Raw genomic sequence first — 26,144 nt, 5'->3', positions numbered from 1 at the left:
AAAAAGCCGTCGCGAGACGGCTTTTTTCATGGCGCGGCCATCACTGCAGGGTGAAGAGGACCTTTACCTTGTCGGTGACCGCGGCCTTGTCCACGTAGCCGATGGCTTCGGCTTCGCCGGCCACCTGGGCGACCACGGCGGCGTCGCCGGCCACGCTGGGCAGCGGCTGGCCCTTGCCGGTAAACACCAGGCCCGACCAGTAGGACTTCAGCTGGGCTTCGTTCTTGTTGGCGACCTTGGCATAGAAGGTTTCCTTGGTGGCCGACCAGTCCTTCTGGTCGACGCCCTTCAGCGACTTGTCCTTGCCGAGGAAGATATTGGCCACTTCATCCTGGCCGGGTGTCTTGGTGGCGGCCGGATTGACGATCACGGCGACTTCGGCATGGACCAGGCTGACGCTGAACAGCAGGGCGGCGCCGGTGAGCAGGCGGAGAGAACTCATGGGCGGATTCCTTAGAAGATGAAGTCGAGGCCGATGCTGATGATGTCGCCGTCGAAGTTGCGCGCCGGCGCGCCGAAGCGACCGCCGCTGCGGTCGTAGACGGCATTGGCGATGGTCTCGCTGTCGGTGGTGACAAAGGCGCCGCTGTAGCCGCCCCGGGTATCGACGCGCTTGTACTCGCTCTTGAGCACCAGGCTGGGGGTGATGTTGTAGTTCAGGCCGTAGGTCCAGGAGCTCTGGCGACCGGCGCGCTCCTCGTCCAGCTGGGCGTAGGTCACGTGGGCCAGGAAGTCACCGAAGCGGCGACCGGCCATCAGGTAGAAGGCGTTGCTGCTGCCCTGGTTGTCACCCTCGATGACGCGGCGGGTCCATTCGTTGCTGGTCAGCCAGGTGCCATTGTCGTACTGGTAGCCGAGCGAGGTGAACTTGCCCTTCTGGTCGTCCAGGGTCAGCAGCGGATAGTGCAGGTCGATGCTGGACTCGGTGTAGGCCAGGCGCACGGTGCCGTACTCGTTGGTCGCCAGACTGACGTTGGCGGCGGCGATGCGCTTGTAGTCGATGTCGTAGAGGTCGTCGTTGACGAAGAAGTTGCGATTGACCGCCTGGCCGCCGCTCACCTGGAGGTTCAGGGTGCCGAAGGCGACCGGCAGGCTCCAGAGGGCATCGGCGCCTTCGTAGTTGGAGACCTGCACCTGGCTGTAGACCTCGTCGGGCAGACGCAGCCAGGGGTAGGTGATGCCTACGTCCAGGGTCTCGGAATACATGAACACCGGCGTGCGCAGGCGGCCGGCGCGGAAGGTCAGGTTGTCGGTGGCGTGAAAGGCCAGGTAGGCCCATTCCAGGTTGGCTTTCCACTGATCCTGCTCGGCCTTGGCGGTGACCTGCACGGTGGCGTCCAGCTTGTCGGTCAGGCCGTACTGGAACTGGCCACCCAGCTTGCTCAGCTGGTCGCCCCGCCAGTGGTCGTTGGTCTGACCGTTGATGCCGAAGCTGCGGCCGTCGTCTTCGCCGCCCAGGTGGGTGATGCCGGCGGTGCCGAAGCCGTTGAAGCGATAGTCACCCTGATCGAGGGCGAGCGCGGATCCCGCGCAGGTGAGGGCCGCGCCGAAGGCGAGCAGACGTGCAAAAGCCATGGAAGTGCTCCTAGAGGTTTCTCGGTATAGGGAAAATCGGTACGGGGACGGCTAGATGCGGAAGCGCGAGGTCGCCTGCCGGAGGTCGGTGTCGACCACCACCAGTTGCTCGCCCATACGGGCGGTGGCGGTGGTGCTGTCCGCACTGGACTGGGTATCGCTCTGCAGGCGGCGGGTGTCGCTGCTGATCGAATCGGAAAGGCTCAGCTGCTCGCCGGTGAGCAGGGCGATCTGAGCGTTGTAGTCGTTGATCCGCGCCACGGCCTGGGCGATGCCCTCGAGCATCGCGGTGGCGGCCTGGGAGCTGCTGGCGCTGACCTGCGCCTGGGTATGGCTGCCCTGCATGGCCTGCAGCACGCGCTGGGCGTTGCCCTGCAGGCGTTCGATGATCTGCTGGATCTCGGCGGTGGAACGCGCGGTCTTCTGCGCCAGATTGCGCACCTCGTCGGCCACCACGGCAAAGCCGCGGCCCTGTTCACCGGCGCGCGCGGCCTCGATGGCGGCGTTGAGCGCCAGCAGATTGGTCTGCTCGGCGATGGACTTGATCACGTCCAGCACCAGCCCGACCTGGCGGGTTTCCTGTTCCAGCTGCTGCATGGACTCGGCCGACTGGCGCACGCTGTCGTCCAGTTCGCCCATGTTGCGCGACAGCTGGCCGATGCTGGTACGGGCGGCGGCGGACTGCTCGGCCGCAGCGGAGGCCTGGTCGGCGGCCTCGCGCGAGCGGTCGGCCACCTCGTGCAGGTTGGTGTTCATGGTCTGGATGTCACGGCCAATGGACTCGGTATGACCCTGCTGGGAACGGGCGTTGTTCTCCACCGTCTGGGTGAGTCGATAGAGCTCGCCGGACACCTGGCCCAGCGGATGGGCGGCATCGACGATGGCCTTGATGGTGCCCTGCAGCTGATCGAGAAAGACGTTGAACAGCGCGGTCATCTGACCGATCTCGTCCCGCGAGCCCACCTGCAGGCGGCGGGTGAGGTCGCCGTCGCCTTCGGCGATGGCGCGCAGCGAGGCGATCACCTCGCGCACGCTGCCGAGCACGCTGCGGATGGTCAGCACCGCGGCGCCGGCCAGGATCACCACCAGTAGCAGGCTTAGCCAGATACCCACCCGGGTGGTGTCGGCGTTCTGGTCGCGAGCCTGGGCCAGGGTCTGCTGGAAGTCGGTATAGGCATGGCTGCGCAGGGTGGTGCCCAGCTGCTGGGCGGCGGCGAGATCCGTGGCCATGCGGTCCAGGTTGGGTCGCAGGGAGTCGAAGGAGCCACTGCCCTTGATCAGCTGCTCGGAGGCGCCCAGGGCGTTGTCCGCATAGCGATGGATGCCCTGGCGCCAGCCGGATATCTCGTCGTTGCGCGCCGAGGTCTGACGGGTGAGATCGGCCATTTCCTGCAGGCGGTGGTCGATGTCGTCGACCACCTTGCGCGCCTCGCCCAGGGTTTCCAGCTCACTGGCTGTCACCGCGCTGTTGAACAGGCCGGGCAGACGGGAAAACTGGAAGAGTACGGCGTCAGCCTTTTCCAGCAGCGGATAGCTGTGATTTTCCAGCTGGTCGAGGCGTTGATCGTTGCCAGCCAGCTGGGCCGAGGTGTAGGCCACGTAGAGCAGCAGGCCCAGCAGAGCGGCAGCGGGCAGCAGCGACAGCTTGAGCGTCAGCGACAGGTTACGGAACATCTACACCTCGGAAAGCTTGGGCAGTAGCGAGCAGCGAGGTGCGGCGCCCTCTTTTCAGCGAGGGCTGCCAGTGGTCATGTCCTGACCGGTCACCACGTCCTGTTGGCCTCGCAAACGTAATCAAGCGAAGCCGTCACATTTTCGACATCTGTTTGTAAAACTTAAGAGGGCTAAAGGTTATTGCGATTATTGGCGATGGACGTTGCGAAAGCGGGTGTAGACGGTCATCTTCGGGATTTTCCGACCCTGTAGCCGTGCCATGACCCCGGAGTTCTCCCAGATAGCGTCCTGGTTGAAGACGGACGCCGAGCGTCTGCACCTGCTGCGCGTCCTCGCCGACCTGCACCTGCCCGACGCCTGGCTGGCTGCGGGCTTCGTGCGCGACCTGGTGTGGGATCGACTGCATGGCCATGCCGAGTCGACGCCACTGGCGGATCTGGATGTCATCTATTTCGATGCGACTGATTGCCGGCCCGAGCGGGACAGGGAAACCGAAGCGCTGTTGGCGGCGCAGGCGCCGGGCTGGCCCTGGTCGGTACGCAATCAAGCCGCCATGCACCTGCGCAATGACGATGCGCCTTATGGCGATAGCCTGGACGCCATGCGTTTTTGGGTCGAGGTCGAGTCTGCCCTGGCCGCGCGCCTGACCGCCGACGGCGAGATCCAAGTCGTCAGCCCCTTCGCCCAAGAAGGGCTGTTCGCCCTGCACCTCACGCCCAATCCCTGGCGGCCCCGGCCCGCGGCCTTTCGCCAGCGGCTCGCGACCAAGGGCTGGCTGGAGCGTTGGCCGCGGTTACAGGTGCAAGAGCCCTGACCGCGGTCTTGGGCCCGAGCTAGCCGACCTTGAAGCGGCCCGCCAACTCCTGCAGCTGCAGACTCAGGCGCGCCAGTTCGCCGCTGGAGCGGGCGGTTTCCTCGCTGGCGGCGGCGGTCTGGTCGGTCACCTCATGCACCTTGACCACGCTGCGGCTGATGTCTTCGCCGACGGCGCTCTGCTGTTCCACTGCGGCAGCGATTTGCTCGTTCATGGTCTCGATCTCGCCCACCGCGGTGCTGACGCTGCCGAGCACGGCCCCTGCCTGGCGCGTCAAGGCGACGCTGTTGTCGGTCAACTGGATGTTGCGCTCCAGGGCGGCGGTCATCTGGTCGGTACTGCCGTGCAGACTGGCGATCAGGCCGGCGATCTCGTCGGTGGAGGAACGGGTGCGCTGGGCCAGGCCGCGTACCTCGTCGGCCACCACGGCAAAGCCGCGACCGGCCTCACCCGCACGGGCGGCCTCGATGGCGGCGTTGAGCGCCAGCAGATTGGTCTGCTCGGCAACCGCCTTGATCACGTCCAGCACGCCATTGATGCGATCGGCGTCCTGCTTGAGCGATTCCATGGTGTCCTGAGTGGTGTTCACCTCCTGGGCCAGGGCTTCGATCTGGGTAATGACCTGATTGACCATGGTGTCGCCGTCGCGGGTCTTGCGCGTGGCATCCCGAGCCGAGTGGGAGGCCAGCCCGGCATTGCGGGCCACCTCGCCGATGGTGGCGCTCATCTGCTGCATGGCAGTGGCGATCTGCTCGGTCTCGATCTTTTGCGCCGTGGCGCCGGCGCGGGTCTGCTGGGTGATGGCGGAAAGCTCCTCGGCGGCGCTGGCCATCTGCACCACGCCATCGCGCAGTTCGCTGATCAGGGCGTGTAGATTCCCGGTCATGCGTTGCATGGTGCTCTGGAGCATGCCGAGTTCGTCCTGACGCGTGACCGCGACCTGTACGGTCAGATCGCCGCTGGCGACCTGTTCGGCCAGGCGTATCGTCTCGCGCAAGGGAGTCACGATGGATCGGGTGATGATCCAGGCCGTGGCCAGGCTCAGGGTGATGATGGCGAGTAGCCAACCCAGTAGCGAATACCTGGCGTTGCTCATGTCGGCCTGGCGTAACTCGCTTTGGACGTTCTTAAGCTCGTTGGAGATATCCAGCAGCTTTTGGATGCTCTGGTCGAGTCCCTGGCGCACTTCGGTCACCTTCGCCTGCAGGTCGACCTGCTGCGCGAAGTAGCGGGCATAGGCGTCGATCTGGCTCTGTAGTGCCTGGAATTGCTCGGCAGGTACGTAGGTCGTCACGTCCTGCAGCTCAGTCCTGGCCTGATCGAGGCTCTGGTTGACGCGCTGCTGCTGAGCGGCACTGGGAGCGGCTCTATAGGAACGTAATTCCAGGCGCATCTTCTGACTGGCGGCGAAGAGTTCGCTGAGTTGCTGCTGGGCTGCCACCTGTTCCGTCTCTTGCTTAGCGTGCAACAGCGACTTGAGGCTCTCGGTAAGGTCATCGCCGATCTTGGTTCCTGCCTCGCGACTTTTGCCCTGCTCCGCTGACAGGCTCACTCGGGTCTGCTGCAAGGCCCGATACCGCTTGAGCAACTCTTCTGCCTGTTGAGTGAGTTGTTGATTCCGCAGGACTTTGGAGCCTGCGCCGATGCTCTGCAATTCGTCCGCGAAAAGATTGGTGACTTTTAACCACTGGTTCGCCTGCTCGGGCGTATCGTCGAGAGAGAACGCCTGGCTTTCGATTCGCATGTCCCGACTATAGAAACCCAGCTGATCGATGGACTCGATGCGGGTGCTGCGTCGATTCAGCGACTCGATGCCACTCCAGCCGCTATAGGCGACAAGTAGCGTAGGGATGATGAGCAAGGCAAAGCCCAGGAACAGCTTCGAGCGGACACTGATATTTTTCAATTGCATGACGAGACCCTGGCCGCACTACCGCGGTCACTGAAAAGTAAGGTATTAAGCGATTGAATGAAGATGGAAATTGCCAACCCTGTCAACAAGTTATTTATTTAGTATAATTATTTATGAATAGTTTCGTCTCGGCATCAAGGCCTGAACTGCCGACATCAGAAATGACTCAATGAATATAAGTAGTTATCTGGATTTGAATGTTCAGTGGTAAATATTTTTAATTCAAAGGTATTACTAGATTGAGTCGGATTTTCCGGCTCTGGAAGGTTGAGAATGACCGGGCGATGGTTGGCGCGAGTCCGGCGAGTCCCTGACTCGGGGCTGCTGCCAGGTGGGGGCGGGATGTCCGCTGCAGCGAAGCTGACCGAACCCTGCCGGAGGGTTAGACTCCATAGAGGAGATTAGGCTTACCCTTTCCGGCCAGGAGTCCCATGTCCACCACGGACCGCCGCCGCGCCTTCATTCGTCATCCGGGCTTTTCGCGGCTGTTCGCGCCCGGTCGCCTGACCTTGGGCTTTCTGCTGCCGCTGGAAGGCTATCCCGATGACCCCATGCCGACCCTGCGCGACCATGCCCGGCTGGCGCGGCTGGCCGACCAGTTGGGCTTCGCCGCGCTCTGGGCGCGCGATGTACCCTTCTATGACCCTGGCTTCAACGATGCTGGCCAGGTGTTCGAGCCCTTCACCTATCTTGGCTACCTGGCCGGTATCACCCAGCACCTGACCCTGGCCACCGGCAGCGCCGTCATCACCCTGCGCCATCCGCTGCACCTGGCCAAGATGGCGGCCTCGGTCGATCAGCTGAGCGATGGTCGGCTGGTGTTGGGGGTGGCGTCCGGCGATCGCCCGGTGGAGTACCCGGCCTTCGGCCTGGAAAGCGAATTCGAGCGACGGGGCGAGCGCTTTCGCGATGCCTTCGAGATGTTCCGGCTGGCCGGCGAGACTAACTTCCCCCTGGGTGAATTCCGCCGTTTCGGCGATCTGCAGGGACAGGCCGATCTGGTGCCCAAGCCGGTGCACGGTCGCATCCCGGCGCTGGTGACCGGGCGTAGTCGGCAAACGGTGGACTGGATCGCCGCCAAGGCCGATGGTTGGTTCTATTACTTCGTGCCGGTCGAACACGTCCCGGCCCTGACGCGGGTCTGGCGCGAGGCGCTGGACGAGATCGGCGGGCGCGAGTTGTTCAAGCCCTTCGCTCAGGGGCTGTTCTTTGAATTGGCCAGCGATCCGGCCCAGCCGCCACGGCCCATCCATGCCGGGCTGTCCTGTGGACGCCGGGCGCTGGTGGACTACCTCGCCCAGTTGCAGGAGGCGGGTGTCAATCACCTGGCTCTAAACCTGCGTCCCTCCCGGCGTCCGGCCAGCGAGGTCGTCCAGGAATTGGGCGAATTCGTGCTGCCGCATTTTCCCTCCCTGCAGTAGTAAGCGCCGCCCTGGTGTGAAGCCGGGTAACACTTGCCGGGCTAACGATTTCCTCCTGATGCCGGATTCCCCTATGCCAGGGGTTCAACCCGGTCGCACCCCTTGGCCTGATCTCTGCATAGTTTTGCGATCTGTTACCCGCCTGCTGGTGCAACCGGATCGACGGTAGAGCATCAAGGGTTGCACTTGGTTGCACTTTTATTTCGAGCGGCGCTAAGCTGCGCCGAATTTCGATGCCTTCTTGCTTGAGGACCTGCGCATGGCCACTACCACTACCCTGGGCGTAAAGCTCGACGAAGCCACCCGCGATCGCCTCAAGGAAGCGGCACGTCGTATCGATCGGACACCTCACTGGCTGATCAAGCAGGCCATCTATACCTATCTGGAGACCCTGGAAAGTGGCGCGAGCCTGGCCGATCTGCAGGGCATCGCCCAGCGTCTGGCCGAGGGCGACAACGAAGCCGTCGAGGCCCTGGCCGATCCGGTCTACCAGCCGTTCCTGGAGTTCGCCGAAAGCATCCTGCCGCAATCGGTGCTGCGCTCGGCCATCACCGCCGCTTATCGCCGGCCGGAAGAGGAGCTGCTGCCGCTGCTGCTGGAGCAGGCGCGACTGCCCGCGGCCCAGGCCAAGGCTACCCATGAACTGGCCCACCGCATCGCCGAGAAGCTGCGCAATGCCAAGGGTGCAACCGGGCGCTCCGGAATGGTGCAGAGCCTGCTCCGCGAGTTCTCGCTGTCGTCCCAGGAAGGCGTGGCCCTGATGTGCCTGGCCGAAGCCCTGCTGCGCATCCCCGACAAGGGCACCCGCGATGCCTTGATCCGCGACAAGATCAGCACCGGCAACTGGCAGCCGCACCTGGGCAACAGCCCCTCGCTGTTCGTCAACGCCGCCACCTGGGGTCTGCTGCTGACCGGCCGCCTGGTCTCGACTCATAACGAAGCCGGCCTCACCAGTTCGCTCAATCGCCTCATCGGCAAGAGCGGCGAGCCGGTGATCCGCAAGGGCGTGGACATGGCCATGCGCCTGATGGGCGAGCAGTTCGTCACCGGCGAGACCATCGCCGAGGCCCTGGCCAATGCCAGCAAGTTCGAGGCGAAGGGCTTCCGCTACAGCTACGACATGCTGGGCGAAGCCGCCCTGACCGAGGCCGACGCCCGCCGCTACCTGGCCTCCTACGAGCAGGCCATCCACTCCATCGGCAAGGCCTCCCACGGTCGTGGCATCTACGAAGGCCCGGGCATCTCCATCAAGCTGTCGGCGCTGCATCCGCGCTACAGCCGCGCCCAGTACGACCGGGTGATGAGCGAGCTCTATCCGCGCCTGCTGGAGCTGACCCTGCTGGCCAAGCGTTACGACATCGGCCTGAACATCGACGCCGAGGAAGCCGATCGCCTGGAGATCTCCCTGGATCTGCTGGAGCGCCTGTCCTTCGAGCCGCAGCTGGCCGGCTGGAACGGCATCGGCTTCGTCATCCAGGCCTACCAGAAGCGCTGCCCGCTGGTGATCGACTATTTGATCGACCTGGCCCGCCGCAGCCGTCGCCGCCTGATGATCCGCCTGGTCAAGGGCGCCTACTGGGACAGCGAGATCAAGCGCGCCCAGGTGGAGGGCCTGGAGGGCTATCCGGTCTATACCCGCAAGGTCTACACCGACGTGGCCTACCTGGCTTGTGCGCGCAAGCTGCTGGCCGCGCCGGAAGCCATCTACCCGCAATTCGCCACCCACAACGCCCACACCCTGGCGGCCATCTACCAGCTGGGCGGGCAGAACTACTATCCCGGCCAGTACGAATTCCAGTGCTTGCACGGCATGGGCGAGCCGCTGTACGAGCAGGTGGTGGGCAGCGTCAAGGACGGCAAGCTGGCGCGCCCGTGCCGCATCTATGCTCCGGTGGGCACCCACGAGACGCTGCTGGCTTACCTGGTCCGCCGCCTGCTGGAAAACGGCGCCAACACCTCCTTCGTCAACCGCATCGCCGACCACTCCATCTCCCTGGACGAGCTGGTGGCCGATCCGGTGGTGCAGATCGAGCAGCAGTCCACCAACGAAGGCGGCATCGGCCTGCCGCATCCGCGCATTCCCCATCCGAGTGCCCTGTACGGCGCCGAGCGCTGCAATTCCAGCGGTCTGGACCTGTCCAGCGAACACCGCCTGGGTTCGCTGTCCGCTGCGCTGCTGGCGAGTGGCAACACCGCCTGGGAGGCGCGTCCGCTGCTGGGTCGCGCCAGTGAGCCGTCGATTGCGCAGCCGGTGCTCAATCCGGCCGATCGCCGCGACCGCGTCGGTCAGGTCAGCAACGCCACCCGCGCCGATGTCGACATCGCCTTGGAAGAAGCCCTGGCCGCCGCGCCCATCTGGCAATCCACGCCGCCCGAGCAGCGCGCCGCCGCCCTGGACCGTGCCGCCGAACTGATGGAGGCGCAGATCCAGCCGCTGATGGGCCTGCTGGTCCGCGAAGCCGGCAAGACCTACGCCAACGCCATCGCCGAGGTGCGCGAGGCGGTGGACTTCCTGCGCTACTACGCCGCCCTGGTGCGTCGCGACTTCGCCAACGACAGCCACCGCCCGCTGGGTCCGGTGGTCTGCATCAGCCCCTGGAACTTCCCCCTGGCCATCTTCAGCGGCCAGATCGCCGCGGCCCTGGCCGCTGGCAACACCGTGCTGGCCAAGCCGGCCGAGCAGACCCCGCTGATCGCGGCCCAGGCCGTGCGCCTCCTGCTGGAAGCCGGCATTCCCGAAGGCGTGCTGCAGCTGCTGCCGGGTGAGGGCTCCAGCATCGGCGCTGCCCTGGTCAACGATGTACGGGTCAAGGGCGTGATGTTCACTGGCTCCACCGAGGTGGCCCAGATCCTGGCGCGCAACATCGCCGGACGCCTGGACGCCCAGGGCCGGCCGATCCCGCTGATCGCCGAAACCGGCGGCCAGAACGCCATGATCGTCGATTCCTCGGCGCTGGCCGAGCAGGTGGTGGCCGACATGGTCGCCTCCGCCTTCGACAGCGCCGGTCAGCGCTGCTCGGCCCTGCGCGTGCTCTGCGTACAGGAGGACGTGGCCGATCGCGTACTGGAAATGCTCAAGGGCGCCATGGCCGAATGCCGCCTGGGCAACCCGGAGAACCTGGCCATCGACATCGGCCCGGTGATCGACGGCGAGGCCAAGGCCACCATCGACAAGCACATCCAGGCCCTGCGCGGCAAAGGCCGCCGGGTGCACCAGGGTGGACGGGTGGAAGGCGATGCCATCCACCGCGGCACCTTCGTCATGCCCACCCTGATCGAGCTGGAGAGCCTGGCCGAACTGGGTCGCGAGGTCTTCGGGCCGGTGCTGCACGTGGTGCGCTATGGCCGCAAGGACCTGGACAAGGTCATCGACCAGATCAACGCCACCGGCTACGGCCTGACCTTTGGCGTCCACACCCGCATCGACGAGACCATCGCCAAGGTGGTGGAGCGCGCCCATGCCGGCAACCTCTACGTCAACCGCAACATGGTCGGCGCGGTGGTCGGAGTGCAGCCCTTTGGCGGCGAAGGCCTTTCGGGCACCGGTCCCAAGGCCGGTGGTCCGCTATACCTCTATCGCCTGCTCAGCACCCGTCCGGATGGCGATCCGGCCGTGGCCCTGGCCAAGGGTAGTACTGGCGAGACCGAGTGGCAGGTGCGTGATGCCCTGCGTCAACAGGCCGGCAATCCGCTGGGCGCTCTGCATGACTGGGCCAAGCAGCAGGGCTTGGGCGAGTTGGAGCAGGCCTGCCTGAGATTCGCCGAGGAGTCCCTGAGCGGCCTGACCCGCCTGCTGCCCGGCCCGACGGGCGAGCGCAACAGCTACAGCCTGCTGCCGCGCAGCCGAGTACTGTGCCTGGCAGCAGACGAAAGCGATCTGCTGCTACAGCTGGCGGCGGTCATGGCGGTGGGCAGCACCGCGCTGGTCGAGGAGGCGCACAAGGTCACCCTGAATCGTTTGCCGCAAACGGTGCGGTCGCGGGTGCAGGTAGCCGCCGACTGGCGCAAGGATGAAGTCGCCTTCGAGGCGGTCCTGCACCACGGTGACTCCGACCAGCTGCGCCAGATCTGCCAGTTGGTAGCCAAGCGCAACGGCCCCATCGTCGGCGTCCAGGGCCTGGCCCGCGGCGAGACCGCCATTCCGCTAGAGCGCCTGCTCATTGAGCGCGCCCTGAGCGTGAATACTGCGGCCGCTGGCGGCAATGCCAGTCTGATGACGATCGGCTAAGAAGTATCGGGCTGCGAAGCGCGTAGCCTGAGCGCAACGAAAAGCCCAGCACGTGAGTGCTGGGCTTTTTACTTTCCGGGCGGTCGCAGCCTTGTCCGTAGCACGGACAGCTCGTAGGTTGGGTTGAGCGCAGCGATGCCCAACAGTCAGCCTTGCCGTTGGGCTTCGACGGTGGAGCTGTCTCAGCTCGGTTACCCGTAGATTGGATCGAGCGTTGCAAAAAAGCCCAGCACTTCAATGCTGGGCTTTTCGTTTTCCGGAAGGCAGTGGTATGGACCAGGCTTCAGCGTTTTCTACGCTTGGTTTGATCCACTTTCAGTACTGCGCCCCATACCCCTCCGGCTCCACCGGAAAGCCGCCATCGTTGGCGACGATCAGCTTGTTCAAACGCACCGGGATGGCCTTGGCCGCCGGTACCTTGCTGCCTTCGGCGTGGTGCCAGAGCGGAATCAGGGCATTGCATTCCGGGTAATAGCCGCCGCAGGCGCCTTCCGGGATGTTGTAGGGCGTGACCCGCAGCGGCCCGACCTCACGACGCACGCCGTCGTCGGCCACCGTCGACACCTGCACCTTGTCGCCCTCGGCCAGGCCCAGGCGTTCGATGTCGTTGCGATTCATCAGGAGCACCGCGCGGGTGCCCTTCACGCCGCGGAAACGATCGTGATAGCCATAGATGGTGGTGTTGAACTGATCGTTGCTGCGCAACGTCATCAGAGTGAGGACGTCACGCCCGCTGGCGGGCATGTCCGGGTCTGCATCCAGGCTGCGCGGCACGATGAGATTGGCCTTGCCGGTCTCGGTCTTCCACTCGCGCTTGGCCGCCGGCAGCGGTCGATGGAAGCCGCCCACCTCCCACATCCTGGCATTGAAGTCGTGGAAGATCTCCGGGAAAGAGAGGGCGATCTCGTCGCGGATCAGTGCATAGTCGGCCACCCAGGCATCCCAGGTGACCTTGGGGTTGTCCGGCAGGGTGGCCTTGGCCAGGCCAGCGACGATGGCCGACTCGGACAGCAGGTCACCTTCAGGCGGCTCGGCCACCCCGCGCCAGCCGTGAATGCAGCCGGTGCTGTCCTCGGTGCTGTGAGCCTGCTCCACGCCATTCTGGCGATCGATTTCGGTACGACCCAGGCAGGGCAGCAGATAGGCCTTGTCCGCCGGGACGAGGTGATTGCGATTGAGCTTGGTGGCGATCTGTACCGACAGGCGCAGGGTGCGCCAGGCCGGTTCCATCAGACTGGTCTCGGGAATGGCGCGCAGGAAGTTGCCACCCAGGCCGATGAAGGCCTTTACCGAACCATCGAGGATGCCTTCGCAGGCCTCCACGGTGTTGCGGCCCTTGTCTTGCGGCGGGGTGAAGCCGAAGCGCTCGCCGAGCTGCTCCAGCGGCGCCAGTTCCGGTTTCTCGGTGATGCCCACGGTGCGCTGACCCTGGACATTGGAATGGCCGCGCACCGGGCAGATGCCGGCACCGGGTTTGCCGATGTTGCCGCGCATGAGCAGCAGGTTGGTCAGCATCTGGATGGTTTCCACACCATGGCGATGCTGGGTCAGCCCCATGCCATAGATGCCGATGACCTTCTGGCGACGGCCATAGACGGCGGCAGCCGCTTCCAGCGCGCTGCGGGTCAGACCCGACTGGCGCTCCAGTTGCGGCCATTCCTGACGCTGCAGCCACTCGCAGAACTCGGCGAAGCCATGGCAGTGCTCGGCGATGAAGGCATGGTCGAGTACGGCGGGCTGGCCCTGCTCGAGAGCCAGGTCATCGGCGGTCAGCAGCGCCTTGCACATGCCGGCGAGGGCGGCGATGTCGCCACCCGGCTTGAGCTGATGGTACTGGGTGCTGATCTGGGTGGGGTGATCGGTCAGCATCTCCACTGGCGACTGCGGATTGACGAAGGTCTCCAGGCCACGCTCGCGCAGGGGATTGAAGGTGATGATGGGCGCGCCGCGTTTGCGTGCTTCCTGCAGGTCATGCAGCATCCGCGGGCTGTTGCTGCCGGGATTCTGGCCGAAAAACAGCAGGCAGTCGGCCTGATCGAAATCGTTGAGGGTCACGGTGCCCACGGTCACGCCGATGCTCTTGGGCAGGGCTACCGAGGTGCTCTCGTGGCACATGTTGGAACTGTCCGGCAGATTGTTGGTGCCGTACAGGCGGGCATAGAGCTGATAGAGGTAGGAGGTCTCCAGCGCCGCGCGACCCGAGGCGTAGAAGATCACCGAATCCGGATCCAGGGCCTTGAGCTCGGCGCCGATGTCGGCGAAGGCTTCCGCCCAGCTTACCGGGCGATAGCGATCACTGGCGGCGTCGTAGCGCAGGGGGTGGGTGAGGCGTCCGACTTCTTCCAGATCATAGTCGCGCCAGCCGCGCAGTTCGGTGAGGGAATGACCGGCAAAGAACTCCGGTCCGCACCTCTTGCTGGTGACCTCCCAGGCGGTGGCCTTGGCGCCGTTCTCGCAGAATTCCAGTGGGTGAGGCTTGCCGGGCTTGGCCCAGGCGCAACTCACGCAGGCGAAGCCGCCATGCTTGTTCTGCCGGGTCAGCAGGGCACCAGATTTGAGCGGCACCCGCTCGCGCAAGACGATCTCGGTCACCGAGCGCGCCGAGCCCCAACCACCGGAGGGCGCGTCGTAGCGTTCAACCTTGGGTTTGCCGATCTTGCTCATGGTGCGCCTCGTGTGACGGTCTGGCGATGTGCCTGTAGGTCATGGGACGGCGCGTCTGGCAGTAAGGTTCTGGCGGTCAGCCAGGCGGTGCGGCGAAGCCCAGCTGACGCCAGCCTTCGTAGACGGCCACGGCCACGGTGTTGGACAGATTGAGGCTGCGGCGATTGGGCAGCATGGGCAGGCGCAGCCGCTGTTCGGGTGGCAGGGACTCCAGCACCTCGGCCGGCAGACCGCGACTTTCCGGGCCGAACAGCAGGGCATCGCCCGGCGCGTAGGCGATCTCGGTGAAGGGATGGCTGGCCTTGGTGGTGAAGGCCAGCAGTCGGGGTGGCTGTAAATCTGCTATACAGGCCGCGAGGCTGGCATGGGTCCGCACGCTGGACCACTCGTGGTAGTCCAAGCCGGCGCGGCGTAATTTCTTGTCGTCCAGCGCGAAGCCCAGCGGCTCGATCAGATGCAGGCGGCAGCCGGTGATGGCGCACAGGCGAATGACGTTGCCGGTATTGGGCGGAATTTCCGGTTGGTAGAGGATGATGTCGAACATGAAGGGCAGGGCGCCTGGCAAAGCGCCTATGGTACTGCGCCGCCGTCGCGCCGTCGCGAGCGGGGTAGGGCGATGAACCTCTGGCACCGGCTGGTCGACTGGCTGTTGCGCGAACAGCGTGCCCGCCGGGACGAACTGGCGCGGGTGGAGGATCCCGAGCTGCTCAAGGCTGAATGGCGCAGCCAGCGCCAGCGCCTGACCCTTTGGCTGGCCTCGGCGGCCCTGGGCGCCGGCCTGTTCGGCATGATCATCGGCCAGCTGGTGTACCAGCGCACCCATCCCGATCCCTGGTCGGCCGAGGCTCGCCGCCCGGTCATCCTCGGGGTGGACAGTCGCCAGGAGGCCGGCCGCTTCGAATTGCTGATCACCGCCGACCGCTCGCTGTTCTACGAACGCTATCGCCCCGAAGGCGCCCTCAGCCTGCGTCTGCCCCGGGCCCGCTGGGACGGTGGCGAACGCCAGGGACGAGTGGTACGACCAGGCAGCAGCTTTTCCTGGGCGGTACGCCAGGACGGACAGGACCTGAAGATTTTGCTGGTAGGCGTCGGCGGCGCCCTGCAGGCCAGCGATCGTATCGTCGAGGAAGGCGAGGACTGGGTGCTGCACATCGAGGTCCCGCTGACACCCTGAAATGCCCCGTTATCAGGCAAGACGCTGGCTGTTTGCACCAGAGCGGAACGGGGTGGGGTGCCGGGTTGCCTTGGTGCTTCGGCTGCCATTGCCAATCCCATGGGCTTGGCCGTGGGGTGAAAAGCGCTCTAGCTTGGGGTTTGCGACTTTTCACGGACGAAAAAAGAGGCCATCACAGTGAGTGATGGCCTCGAGAAGAAAAGAGGGGATTCCCCAGCCTGCCTGTACCGAGGTCCCCAAAAGGGTAGTTACCTAGGTTATTGCAGAAGGTGTGCCAAGTTTTGAGTTGGGTGGTTTTTGGGAGCGTCGTAGGTTGGGTTGAGCGCTAGCGAAGCCCAACGTTATTAGCGGTGCCTAGTCTTATTGCTGCCCTAGCTGCCCTAGCTGCCCTAGCTGCCCTAGCTGCCCTAGCTGCCCTAGCTGCCCTTGTTGCCCTTGTTGCCCTTGCTGCTTATCGCGGTTGCGGAGGGCTCTGGTTTCGCCTAGCCGGCGACTTACTTTTCTTTGCCTGTGCAAAGAAAAGTAAGCAAAAGAAAGCACACCCCACGCTTCGGCCCTTCGCTGCGCTCCGGGTCCCCTCGCTCCGGCGCCGCTCCAGGGGCACGGCACGAAGGGGCTTCCTGCCCCTCGCGCCTTGCTCGGCGTCCTGCCTCACATCCCCCTCCACGACACCTGCACTCGGCCTCACTGACGGGGCGGGGCGCAAGCCTGATGCTTGGGTGTTCACAGAATCTGTAGCATGGAAAACAGCGCAGCGTTTTCCACAGCCCAGTGCCCTTGGAGCTCTGTCTTTATCGCGGCCATGCCGGTGCGCCGTAGCGACCGCTCCTACAGAAGCCGGATACCCCGTAGGAGCGGCCCATAGCCGCGATTCCGGCGGTGTCAGGTCGTGGCGGCGTGAGCTTGGTCTTGAACAGTGGACAAGGCTTCGCCGTTGTCCACGCTACGGATTACGGGCTCTTCTTGCTTCTTCAACCAATACTTCCAGGCTGGCGAATCGCCCCGTTCAGGAGGGCGAACGTCAGTGTCGTGGAGTGGGTCGAGCCGCAGGGATGCGGCGAGAGGCCTAACGGGCCATGGACGGCCCGTGTAGGCCGACCCTGGAACGGCGCTGGCGTGAGCGAACCCGGAGCGCAGCGTAGGGCCGGATGGTGGGGCAAGCGTTTTTGGTTACTTTTGCCGCGACTGGCAAAAGTGACTCGCCCGGGTGGGCGAGACAAAAGGTACTCACAAAACTCGAGAAAACAGCCAAGGCACCAATAAAACTTCGCACCTAGCAGGGGCTTTCGCATTGTTGGGCTTCGGCGATGGAGCCGCCTCAGCCCAACCTACAGCACCGTAGAGAACCCTCAGTCCTCCCCCTCTTCATCCGGCCCATCCACCTTCATGCCCAGTTCCTTGATCTTGCGGGTCAGGGTGTTGCGACCCCAGCCGAGCAGGACGGCGGCGTCGCGGCGGCGGCCGGCGGTGTGCTTGAGGGCGGTCTCGATCATGATGCGCTCGAAGGCCGGCACGGCGTTGTCCAGCAGGCTGGACTGGCCGCGGGTGAGGGCCTGGTCGGCCCATTGGCGCAGCGCCTGTTCCCAGTTGGCGGCGGGGGCGGCGTCCTGGGGCTGGTTGAGCAGCTCCGGCGGCAGGTCGTCGATCAGCACCTCGCGGCTGGAGGCCATTACCGTGATCCAGCGGCAGGTGTTCTCCAGCTGGCGCACGTTGCCCTGCCAGGGCAGGCCTTTCATGTACTCCTCGGTCTCGCTGCGCAGGGTCTTGGGTTCCACGGCCAGCTCCTGGGCGGCGCGGGCGAGGAAGTGGCGGGCGAGGGCGGGGATGTCCTCGCGGCGGTCGGCCAGGCGCGGAATGTGGATGCGGATGACATTGAGGCGGTGGAAGAGGTCTTCGCGGAACTTGCCCTCGCGCACCAGACCTTCGAGATTCTGGTGGGTGGCGGCGATGATACGCACGTCCACCTTGACCGGGGTATGGCCACCGACGCGATAGAACTCGCCATCGGCCAGCACGCGCAGCAGGCGGGTCTGGGTGTCGGCCGGCATGTCTCCGATCTCGTCGAGGAACAGGGTGCCGCCATCGGCCTGCTCGAAGCGGCCGCGGCGCTGGGCGGCGGCGCCGGTGAAGGCGCCTTTCTCGTGGCCAAACAGCTCGGACTCCATCAGGTCCTTGGGGATGGCGGCCATGTTCAGGGCGATGAAGGGCGCGGCGGCGCGCGGGCTGTGGCGGTGCAGGGCGTGGGCGACCAGCTCCTTGCCGGTGCCGGATTCGCCGTTGATCAGCACCGTGATGTTGGAGTGCGAGAGGCGGCCGATGGCGCGGAACACCTCCTGCATCGCCGGCGCCTCGCCGATGATCTCGGGGGTGCGGGTCAGGTGCGCCGGTTCGGCGAAACCCTGCTGCTCCTGGGCATGCTGCCCGGCGCGCTTGACCAGGGCCACGGCCTCGTCGACGTCGAAGGGCTTGGGCAGGTACTCGAAGGCGCCGCCCTGGTAGGAGGCCACGGCGCTGTCCAGGTCGGAGTGGGCGGTCATGATGATGACCGGCAGGCGCGGGTGCATCTCGCGAATGCGCGACAGCAGGTCCAGGCCACTGGTCCCGGGCATGCGGATGTCCGAGATCACCACGTCCGGTTGCTGGCGACCGAGGCGGGTCATGACGCTATCGGCGCTGTCGAAGGCGACGGTGGTCATGCCTTCCTGTTGCAGGGCTTTTTCCAGGACCCAGCGGATGGAACGGTCGTCGTCGACGATCCAGACGGTCTCCTGACGGCTCATGCGTACTCCTCGTTATTCCAGCGGCAGGAAGATGCTGAAGGCGGTGTGGCCAGGATGGCTTTCACACTCGATCAGCCCCTGGTGCTGGGTGATGATGTTCTGGGTGATGGCGAGCCCGAGGCCGGTGCCGTCGGGGCGACCGCTGACCATGGGATAGAAGATGGTTTCCTGCAGGTCCTGGGGGATGCCCGGGCCGTTGTCGGTGATCTCCACCTTGCACACCAGGCGATGGCGGTGGTGGGCGATGGTGAACTGGCGCAGGGTGCGGGTTCTCAGGGTCACCCGGCCCAGGCGCAATTCGTTCTGCTGGGAGATGGCCTGCATGGCGTTGCGCACGATGTTGAGCACCGCCTGGATCATCTGCTCGCGGTCGATCATCAGATCGGGAATGCTCGGATCGTAGTCGCGCACCAGGTTGATCAGTCCCTGGCTTTCCGCTTCCACCAGGCTGCAGACCCGTTCGAGCACCTCGTGCACGTTGGTGACGGCCAGCTTGGGCAGCTTGTTGGAGCCGAGCATGCGGTCGACCAGATTTCGCAGCCGATCCGCTTCCTCGATGATGACGTTGGTGTAGTCCTTGAGCGCCTCTTCCGGCAGCTCGCGGGCCAGCAGCTGGGCCGCGCCGCGAATGCCGCCGAGAGGATTCTTGATCTCGTGGGCCAGGCCCCGCACCAGCAGCTTGGTGGTCTCCTGCTTGGAGAGCTGGGCCTCTTCCTTGGTGATGCGCAGCAGCCGGTCGCGGGGATGGACTTCCAGCAGCAGCAGGGTGTTGTGGCGATCCAGGATCGGGGTCACCGCATAGTCCACCGTGAGGCTGTTGCCAGAGGTGGAGATCAGCAGCGCCTCGCGCTTGGTGAAGGGATGGGCGTGGTCCACCGCCTGGCGCAGCGCCTGCAGGGCCTCGGGCGATTCGGTGAACAGCTCGCTGATGAACTGGCCATGGCTGCGCTGGCCACTGATGGCCAGGAGCATCTCGGCCGCCGGGTTCATGTACTCCAGGCGCAACTCCGCATCGAGCAGAATGACTGCGGTGGTGAGGTTGTCGAGCAGGAGTCGGTGAATGACGTCGGTAGGCATGAGAGGCCACAGCGCTATAGGGACGATAGGAAAATGCAAGAAGCAAACCAAGACGCCCCGAGTTAGGGCAGATGGCTGAAACGTGCACTAACAGCCGCCGCGCGACGGGCGGAAAGAAACTGGATTTGTATCAAGATGGTGCACAATGAAAAAGCGCACCAAATAGGTGCGCTAGAGGAAGGGTAGCCAGGATTTCCTGGGTTCGGGCGGTTTCATGTCCAATGGGCATTCCGGCCGCTTGCCCCAGTCCTTGTCACTGCAGGGATGGGCACGGCGCTTCTGCTCCAGCGAGGGGCGGCGCAGATGGAAGGGCTGGGCCGGTGTCCGCTCCAGCACATTGCCGTCGGCGGCGAGGATCTCCGCCACCAGGCTATGGGTGCCACGATCCAGGTTGTCCAGGGGAAACACTGGACTGCGACCGGCGCCGGCTTCCTTGTCATCCAGCAGCAGCCGGTAGCTGTGACCCGGCTGCAGCTCCGGTTCGCTGACCAGGCTGACGATGAGCTGCCCTTGCTGATCGATCACCGTAGCATCGGGCTCGGGTACCAGGATGCGCAGCATCTGGTAGCGGAAGGGCGCGGTCTTGGGCGTCCTGGCCACCGGCGCGGCCGGTGTCGGACTCAGCTTGCGGGTCGGCTGGCCCTGCTGATTAAGGTTGTTAGGCACCGTGATCGGCACCTGGGTCGCCTTGACGCCCTTGGGTGGCTGGTCGGTGTAGACCCGATTGCCGTCCTTGTCGACATAGCTGTAGACCGCCGCTTGGGCGGGCAGCAGCAGGCAGAGCAGAACCAGTGCCAGGAGCGCGCGCATCAGCGAGCCGGGCTGTTGACGCTGATGCGCTGCACGGTAACGGTCTTCTCGGCACTGGTCTGGATCACCTCGCCGGTGCCGGACAGCACCTGGGCGGCGAAGCGGTGCTCGCCGCGCTCCAGGTTGGCCACGCCGAAACGGGTGCTCTGACCTGGGCTGCCATAGGGCGCGCCATCCACCAGCAGTTGCAGGGACTGCCCAGGGCCCAGGGCCGGCTCCACGGCTACCCCCACCGAGAAGGTGCCGTTGTTGGCGCGGATGGCCTCGTCGTCGGGCACATTGACTTCCAGACGGCTGAAGGCCGGGCCGGCAGGGGTCGCCGCCGCAGCCGCACTGGGGATGGGCGGCGCCGGTCGTGGATTGTCCACGGTGTTGGTGGGCGCCACCTGCACCGGCTTGGCATTGGCCGAGGGCTGATCGCTGAATACCGTGTTGCCTTCGGCATCCACCGACTTGTAGATCGCGGCCTGGGCGGAGCAGGCGAGGCAGAGCAGACAGCAGGCAAGCAGGCGAGGCATGGCGGAATCTCGGCCGGGCGATGGAGATCAAGGGTAGCAGGCGCGTCGTGTGGTCAGGTAGGCAGCTCGGCCGCTCCGCGCTGGCGCCGGTCGCGGCTGCTATTCCTACGCAAAGAAAACCCGCGCAAAGAAAAGGCCTCCCGAAGGAGGCCTCTTTCAGTTACTGCAGCGGGATCAGACGCTGTAGTACAGATCGTATTCCAGCGGGTGCACGAAGGTACGCACCTTGATCTCTTCCTCGGACTTCAGCTCGATGTAGGCATCGATGAACTCGTCGGTGAAGACGCCGCCCTTGGTCAGGAACGCGCGACCGGCGTCCAGGGCTTCCAGGGCTTCCTTCAGGCTGCCGCAGACCTGCGGGATCTTCTTGCCTTCTTCCGGCGGCAGATCGTACAGGTTCTTGTCGGCGGCATCGCCGGGGTGGATCTTGTTCTGGATACCGTCCAGGCCGGCCATCAGCAGGGCGGCGAAGCACAGGTAGGGGTTGGCAGCCGGATCCGGGAAGCGGGCTTCGATGCGGCGGGCTTTCGGGCTCGACACATAGGGGATACGGATGGAGGCGGAGCGGTTACGGGCCGAGTAGGCCAGCATGACCGGGGCTTCGAAGCCGGGCACCAGACGCTTGTAGCTGTTGGTGGACGGGTTGGTGAAGCCGTTCAGTGCCTTGCCGTGCTTGATGATGCCGCCGATGAAGTACAGGGCGGTATCGGACAGGCCGGCATAGCCTTCGCCAGCGAAGGTGTTCTTGCCATCCTTGGAGATGGACATGTGCACGTGCATGCCGGAGCCGTTGTCGCCGTACAGGGGCTTGGGCATGAAGGTGGCGGTCTTGCCGTAGGCATCGGCCACGTTGTGCACGACGTACTTCAGGGTCTGGGTTTCGTCAGCCTTCTTGACCAGGGTGTTGAACTGCACACCGATCTCGTTCTGGCCAGCGGTCGCCACTTCGTGGTGGTGGACTTCCACGACCAGGCCCATCTCTTCCAGGGCGTTGCACATGGCGGTACGGATTTCGTGGTCGTGATCGACCGGCGGTACCGGGAAGTAGCCGCCCTTGACGCCCGGACGGTGGCCCTTGTTGCCGGACTCGAAGTCGGCATCGGTGTTCCAGGAGGCCTGCTCGGAGAAGATTTTGAACATGGAGCCGGAGATGTCCGACTTGAACTTCACTTCGTCGAAGATGAAGAACTCGGGCTCCGGGCCGACGAACACGGTGTCGCCGATACCGGTGGACTTCAGGTACTCCTCGGCAGCACGGGCGATACCGCGGGGGTCGCGCTCGTAGGGCTGCATGGTGGAGGGTTCGATGATGTCGCAGACCAGGATCAGGGTCGGCTCTTCGGTGAAGGGATCCAGAACGGCGGTGCTGTCGTCGGGCAGCAGGATCATGTCGGAGGCTTCGATGCCTTTCCAGCCGGCGATGGAGGAGCCGTCGAACATCTTGCCGTGGGCGAAGAAGTCTTCGTCCAGCGCGTCACGCGCCGGCATGGTGACGTGTTGCTGCTTGCCTTTGGTGTCGGTGAAGCGCAGGTCTACCCACTTCACGTCGTTTTCTTTGATCAGTTGAACAGCCTTCGACATGGTTTCCTCCAGAGGAATTTCGGCCGGGAGCGGTTGGCGGTACTCCCGGTATCAGCTGTGCCCTTGAGGGGCGCTTCCGTACTGCCTAGTCCACGACCGGCGTTCCACGAAAAGCGCCCTATGCTGGCCCAGGGGCGGCTGCCTCACAAGAGAGCAAGTTGTATGCCAGTGCCCTCAAATGGGCTGGAGGCCCTTCCTGACGCCTGTCGTGCCGTTTTCAGGCCAATCAGCGGCGCATCAGCGCACCAATTTGGTGCTTTGTAATTCATCGCTGCACCTAAATGGCGCCTCAAGTGATTTTGTCGGCTGGATTCGAGTGCGTGATGGTTTTCAGGTATGATATTGGCCCTTTTCTTTCGCGTTACCCGCCCCCCGTTTCCCGCTCATGAAGCTCATCATCAAGGTCTTTCCGGAAATCACCATCAAGAGTCGCCCGGTGCGCAAGAATTTCATTCGCCAGCTGGTGAAGAACATTCGTGTCGTGCTGCGCGATCTGGATCCGGATGTCCGCGTGGAAGGGGTCTGGGACAACATCACCCTGGAGACCGCGCTAAGCGAGCCGCGGTTGCTGGTGGACATGAAGCAGCGCCTGGCCTGCACCCCGGGCATCGGCCAGTTCCTCGAGGTGCACGAGTATCCGCTGGGTGACTTCGAGACCATCCTGGAACTCTGCGTACGCCACTTCGGCGAGCGGGTGCGCGGCAAGGTGTTTTCGGTGCGCTGCAAGCGCGCCGGCCGTCATGACTTCTCCTCGATGGACGTGGAGCGCCATGTCGGTGGTGGCCTGCGCGAACGCTGCGGCGGCGCCGGCATCGCCCTGAAGAATCCCGAGGTGAACGTCCGCCTGGAGATCCGTGACCAGCAGCTGTTCATCATCGACGAGCACCACGAAGGGCTGGGCGGTTATCCGCTGGGCGCCCTGGAGCAGGTGCTGGTGCTGATGTCCGGTGGCTTCGACTCCACCGTGGCCGCCTACCAGATGATGAGACGCGGGATGGTCAGCCATTTCTGCTTCTTCAATCTCGGCGGGCGGGCCCACGAACTGGGCGTGATGGAAGTGGCCCACTATCTCTGGGAGAAGTACGGGCGCTCCCAGCGCGTGCTGTTCATCAGCGTGCCCTTCGAGGAAGTGGTGGGGCAGATCCTCACCCAGTGCGACGACAGCCACATGGGCGTGATCCTCAAGCGCATGATGCTGCGTGCGGCCAGCCGCATCGCCGAGCAGCTGCAGATCGAGGCGCTGGTGACCGGCGAAGCCGTCTCCCAGGTTTCCAGCCAGACCCTGACCAACCTGGCGGTGATCGACAAGGCCACCGATACCCTGGTGCTGCGGCCGCTGCTGGCCAGCCACAAGCAGGACATCATCGACACCGCCCAGCGCATCGGCACCGCCGACTTCGCCAAGCACATGCCCGAGTACTGCGGCATCATCTCGGTGAATCCCACCACCAAGGCCAAGGCCCTGCGGGTGGAGCACGAGGAAGGCAAGTTCGACATGGCGGTGCTCGACGCCGCTCTGGAACGCGCACGCTTCATCACCGTCGACAAGGTGATCGAGGAGCTGGGCAAGGACGTGCAGGTGGAAGAGGTGGACCAGCCGCTGCCCGGGCAGATCGTGGTGGACATTCGCCATCCCGACGCCCAGGAAGACCTGCCGCTGGAGCTGCCAGGCATCGAGGTGCAGACCATGCCGTTCTTCGCGCTGAACAGCCGTTTCAAGGAACTGGACGAGAATCGCCAGTACCTTCTCTATTGCGACCGCGGGGTGATGAGCCGGCTGCACGCCCATCACCTGCTCACCGAAGGGCACGCCAATGTGCGCGTTTATCGTCCGGCCTAAGCAGCCGGGCCTGCTGGGTGGCAGTATCCGCCACCGCCCTCCCGACCTCTTCTAGCCTGCCGGCCACATACCGGTCGGCCGCGTTTCGCGCCTTTGCAATCTCCGGCTGTCAGCCTGCTGGCTGAAGCTCCTTCATTTCTATACCGAGAACACCACTGTGATCGAGAATCTACGCAACATCGCCATCATCGCGCACGTCGACCATGGCAAGACCACCCTCGTCGACAAGCTGCTGCGCCTGTCCGGCACCCTGGACCGCAAAGAAGCGGAAAACGAGCGGGTGATGGACAGCAACGACCAGGAAAAGGAACGTGGCATCACCATCCTGGCCAAGAACACCGCGCTGAAGTGGGGCGACTACAACATCAACATCGTCGACACCCCCGGCCACGCCGACTTCGGTGGCGAGGTGGAGCGCGTGATGTCCATGGTCGACTCCGTGCTGCTGGTGGTCGACGCCCAGGACGGCCCCATGCCGCAGACCCGCTTCGTTACCCAGAAGGCCTTCAAGGCCGGTCTGCGTCCGATCGTGGTGGTCAACAAGATCGACCGTCCCGGCGCGCGTCCGGACTGGGTCATCGACCAGATCTTCGACCTGTTCGACAACCTCGGCGCCACCGATGAGCAGCTGGACTTCCCCATCGTCTACGCCAGCGCCCTGAACGGCATCGCCGGTCTGGACCACGAGAAGATGGACGACAACATGGATGCTCTGTTCCAGGCCATCGTCGACCACGTCCCGGCTCCCCAGGTCGATCTGGACGGCCCCTTCCAGATGCAGATCTCCCAGCTGGACTACAACAGCTTCCTCGGCGTGATCGGCATCGGCCGCATCGCCCGTGGCCGCATCAAGGCCAACACTCCGGTCGTTGCCATCAGCGACGACGGCAGCAAGCGCAACGGTCGTATCCTCAAGATCATGGGCCACTCCGGCCTGCAGCGCGTGGAAGTGGCCGAAGCCGAAGCCGGCGACATCGTCTGCGTCTCGGGCATGGACGAGCTGTTCATCTCCGACACCCTGTGCGATCCGCAGAACGTCGAAGCGCGCCCGCCGCTGACCGTCGACCAGCCCACCGTGAGCATGACCTTCCAGGTCAACGACTCGCCGTTCGCCGGTCGTGAAGGCAAGTTCGTCACCAGCCGCAACATCAAGGACCGTCTGGAGAAGGAACTGCTGCACAACGTGGCCCTGCGCGTCGAGCCGGGCGAGTCCGCCGAGAAGTTCAAGGTTTCCGGGCGTGGCGAGCTGCACCTGTCGGTACTGATCGAGAACATGCGCCGCGAAGGCTTCGAGATGGCCGTGGGCCGTCCGGAAGTGGTGATCATCGAGAAGGATGGCGAGAAGCAGGAGCCCTACGAGAACGTCACCATCGACATCGAAGAGCAGCACCAGGGCTCGGTGATGGAGCAGATGGGTCTGCGCAAGGGCGATCTGACCAACATGATCCCCGACGGCAAGGGCCGTATCCGCCTGGAATACACCATCCCGGCGCGTGGCCTGATCGGCTTCCGTAACAACTTCCTGACCCTGACCTCGGGCAGCGGTATCCTGACCTCGACCTTCAGCCACTACGGCCCGATCAAGGCCGGCGAAGTGAGCAACCGTCAGAACGGCGTGCTGGTCTCCATGGCCACCGGTACTGCGCTGACCTACTCGCTGGAAACCCTGCAGAGCCGCGGCAAGCTGTTCCTGGCCCCGGGCGACGAGATCTACGAAGGCCAGCTGTGCGGCATCAACAGCCGTGACAACGACCTGGTGCTCAACCCCACCAAGGGCAAGAAGCTGGACAACATGCGCGCCTCGGGCAAGGACGAAGTCATCGCCCTGGTGCCGCCGATCAAGTTCACCCTCGAGCAGGCGCTGGAATTCATCGCCGACGATGAGCTGGTGGAAGTGACGCCCAAGTCCATCCGTCTGCGCAAGAAGTACCTGAACGAGAACGACCGCAAGCGCTTCGAGCGTTCCAAGGTCTGATCCCGCCCGGGTAGTACAGGAAAGCGCCTTCGGGCGCTTTTTTGTTGGCTGTTTTTCAGCAGGTGCCGCGCGCGGGACTGGCGGCTCTGCTAGCGTTTGTC

General features: G+C 64.5%; 17 protein-coding genes and 1 pseudogene. 6 read left to right on the top strand and 12 right to left on the bottom strand.

Annotated elements, in window-relative coordinates; genetic code table 11:
- Positions 1 to 40 precede the first annotated feature (40 nt).
- From V6W80_RS22230 to V6W80_RS22220, 3 genes are read right to left on the bottom strand one after another with little or no spacing between them, the layout of a single operon-like run.
- Positions 41 to 442 carry a phosphate ABC transporter substrate-binding protein gene (locus V6W80_RS22230; RefSeq protein WP_338545398.1) on the bottom strand — a complete coding sequence of 134 codons (402 nt, stop codon included), beginning with the start codon at positions 440 to 442 and terminating at the stop codon, positions 41 to 43.
- Between the two features lie 11 nt (positions 443 to 453).
- Entirely contained in the window at positions 454 to 1,575 is a 1,122-nt protein-coding gene (locus tag V6W80_RS22225; RefSeq protein WP_312378006.1) for a hypothetical protein, read from the bottom strand.
- A gap of 51 nt (positions 1,576 to 1,626) precedes the next feature.
- Positions 1,627 to 3,249: a methyl-accepting chemotaxis protein gene (locus tag V6W80_RS22220; RefSeq protein WP_042135324.1), complete on the bottom strand. Its 1,623-nt coding sequence runs from the start codon at positions 3,247 to 3,249 to the stop codon at positions 1,627 to 1,629.
- Positions 3,250 to 3,508: 259 nt separating this feature from the next.
- Here V6W80_RS22220 and V6W80_RS22215 point away from each other — a divergent pair, with 259 nt between their 5' ends.
- Positions 3,509 to 4,063 carry a nucleotidyltransferase family protein gene (locus V6W80_RS22215; protein ID WP_338545396.1) on the top strand — a complete coding sequence of 185 codons (555 nt, stop codon included), beginning with the start codon at positions 3,509 to 3,511 and terminating at the stop codon, positions 4,061 to 4,063.
- 19 nt (positions 4,064 to 4,082) lie between these two features.
- Here V6W80_RS22215 and V6W80_RS24190 read toward each other — a convergent pair whose 3' ends face one another.
- Both V6W80_RS24190 and V6W80_RS24185 read right to left on the bottom strand, forming a co-directional pair.
- Positions 4,083 to 4,790: a methyl-accepting chemotaxis protein gene (locus tag V6W80_RS24190; RefSeq protein ID WP_430707826.1), complete on the bottom strand. Its 708-nt coding sequence runs from the start codon at positions 4,788 to 4,790 to the stop codon at positions 4,083 to 4,085.
- 198 nt (positions 4,791 to 4,988) lie between these two features.
- Positions 4,989 to 5,975 (bottom strand): annotated as a pseudogene (locus V6W80_RS24185) (methyl-accepting chemotaxis protein); the annotation flags it as partial.
- 431 nt (positions 5,976 to 6,406) lie between these two features.
- On the opposite strand from V6W80_RS24185, the gene V6W80_RS22205 reads away from it, so the two are divergent.
- Together V6W80_RS22205 and putA are read left to right on the top strand one after the other, a co-directional pair.
- Positions 6,407 to 7,396 (top strand): LLM class oxidoreductase, encoded by a 990-nt coding sequence (locus V6W80_RS22205; protein WP_184289817.1) that lies wholly within the window; start codon positions 6,407 to 6,409, stop codon positions 7,394 to 7,396.
- A gap of 259 nt (positions 7,397 to 7,655) precedes the next feature.
- Positions 7,656 to 11,624, top strand: coding sequence for a trifunctional transcriptional regulator/proline dehydrogenase/L-glutamate gamma-semialdehyde dehydrogenase (putA, locus tag V6W80_RS22200; RefSeq protein ID WP_338545395.1), 3,969 nt, complete (start codon positions 7,656 to 7,658; stop codon positions 11,622 to 11,624).
- Between the two features lie 315 nt (positions 11,625 to 11,939).
- On the opposite strand, the gene V6W80_RS22195 is transcribed toward putA, so the two are convergent.
- Positions 11,940 to 14,288, bottom strand: coding sequence for an FdhF/YdeP family oxidoreductase (locus V6W80_RS22195; protein ID WP_338545394.1), 2,349 nt, complete (start codon positions 14,286 to 14,288; stop codon positions 11,940 to 11,942).
- 76 nt (positions 14,289 to 14,364) lie between these two features.
- A complete protein-coding gene (locus tag V6W80_RS22190) occupies positions 14,365 to 14,832 on the bottom strand; it encodes a tRNA (cytidine(34)-2'-O)-methyltransferase (RefSeq protein WP_007161318.1) in 468 nt (155 codons plus the stop codon).
- 72 nt (positions 14,833 to 14,904) lie between these two features.
- Here V6W80_RS22190 and V6W80_RS22185 point away from each other — a divergent pair, with 72 nt between their 5' ends.
- Positions 14,905 to 15,462, top strand: a complete 558-nt coding sequence (locus V6W80_RS22185; protein ID WP_338545393.1) for a hypothetical protein — start codon at positions 14,905 to 14,907, stop codon at positions 15,460 to 15,462.
- A 1,349-nt stretch (positions 15,463 to 16,811) separates the two neighbouring features.
- Here V6W80_RS22185 and ntrC read toward each other — a convergent pair.
- From ntrC to glnA, 5 genes are all read right to left on the bottom strand, one after another.
- Positions 16,812 to 18,242 (bottom strand): nitrogen regulation protein NR(I), encoded by a 1,431-nt coding sequence (gene ntrC / locus V6W80_RS22180; RefSeq protein WP_017639445.1) that lies wholly within the window; start codon positions 18,240 to 18,242, stop codon positions 16,812 to 16,814.
- 12 nt (positions 18,243 to 18,254) lie between these two features.
- Complete coding sequence (gene glnL, locus V6W80_RS22175) at positions 18,255 to 19,319, bottom strand: nitrogen regulation protein NR(II) (RefSeq protein ID WP_064307812.1); 1,065 nt, start codon at positions 19,317 to 19,319, stop codon at positions 18,255 to 18,257.
- 171 nt (positions 19,320 to 19,490) lie between these two features.
- Positions 19,491 to 20,129, bottom strand: coding sequence for a DUF4124 domain-containing protein (locus V6W80_RS22170; protein ID WP_257705053.1), 639 nt, complete (start codon positions 20,127 to 20,129; stop codon positions 19,491 to 19,493).
- On the bottom strand, positions 20,129 to 20,647 hold the full coding sequence (locus V6W80_RS22165; RefSeq protein WP_338545392.1) for a DUF4124 domain-containing protein: 519 nt from the start codon (positions 20,645 to 20,647) through the stop codon (positions 20,129 to 20,131). The genes V6W80_RS22170 and V6W80_RS22165 overlap by 1 nt, the downstream gene beginning before the upstream one ends.
- Positions 20,648 to 20,821: 174 nt before the next feature.
- Complete coding sequence (gene glnA, locus V6W80_RS22160) at positions 20,822 to 22,228, bottom strand: glutamate--ammonia ligase (RefSeq protein ID WP_017639449.1); 1,407 nt, start codon at positions 22,226 to 22,228, stop codon at positions 20,822 to 20,824.
- Between the two features lie 385 nt (positions 22,229 to 22,613).
- Between glnA and thiI the strand changes: the two genes are divergently transcribed.
- Both thiI and typA read left to right on the top strand, forming a co-directional pair.
- On the top strand, positions 22,614 to 24,068 hold the full coding sequence (gene thiI, locus V6W80_RS22155; protein ID WP_160922015.1) for a tRNA uracil 4-sulfurtransferase ThiI: 1,455 nt from the start codon (positions 22,614 to 22,616) through the stop codon (positions 24,066 to 24,068).
- A gap of 157 nt (positions 24,069 to 24,225) precedes the next feature.
- Entirely contained in the window at positions 24,226 to 26,043 is a 1,818-nt protein-coding gene (gene typA, locus V6W80_RS22150; RefSeq protein ID WP_017639451.1) for a translational GTPase TypA, read from the top strand.
- Positions 26,044 to 26,144: the final 101 nt, after the last annotated feature.

The organism is Pseudomonas benzopyrenica (assembly GCF_036884265.1).
Classification (GTDB): domain Bacteria; phylum Pseudomonadota; class Gammaproteobacteria; order Pseudomonadales; family Pseudomonadaceae; genus Chryseomonas; species Chryseomonas benzopyrenica.
Note: the sequence above shows the minus strand (reverse complement) of the source record. Positions and strands in the feature narration are given on the sequence as shown.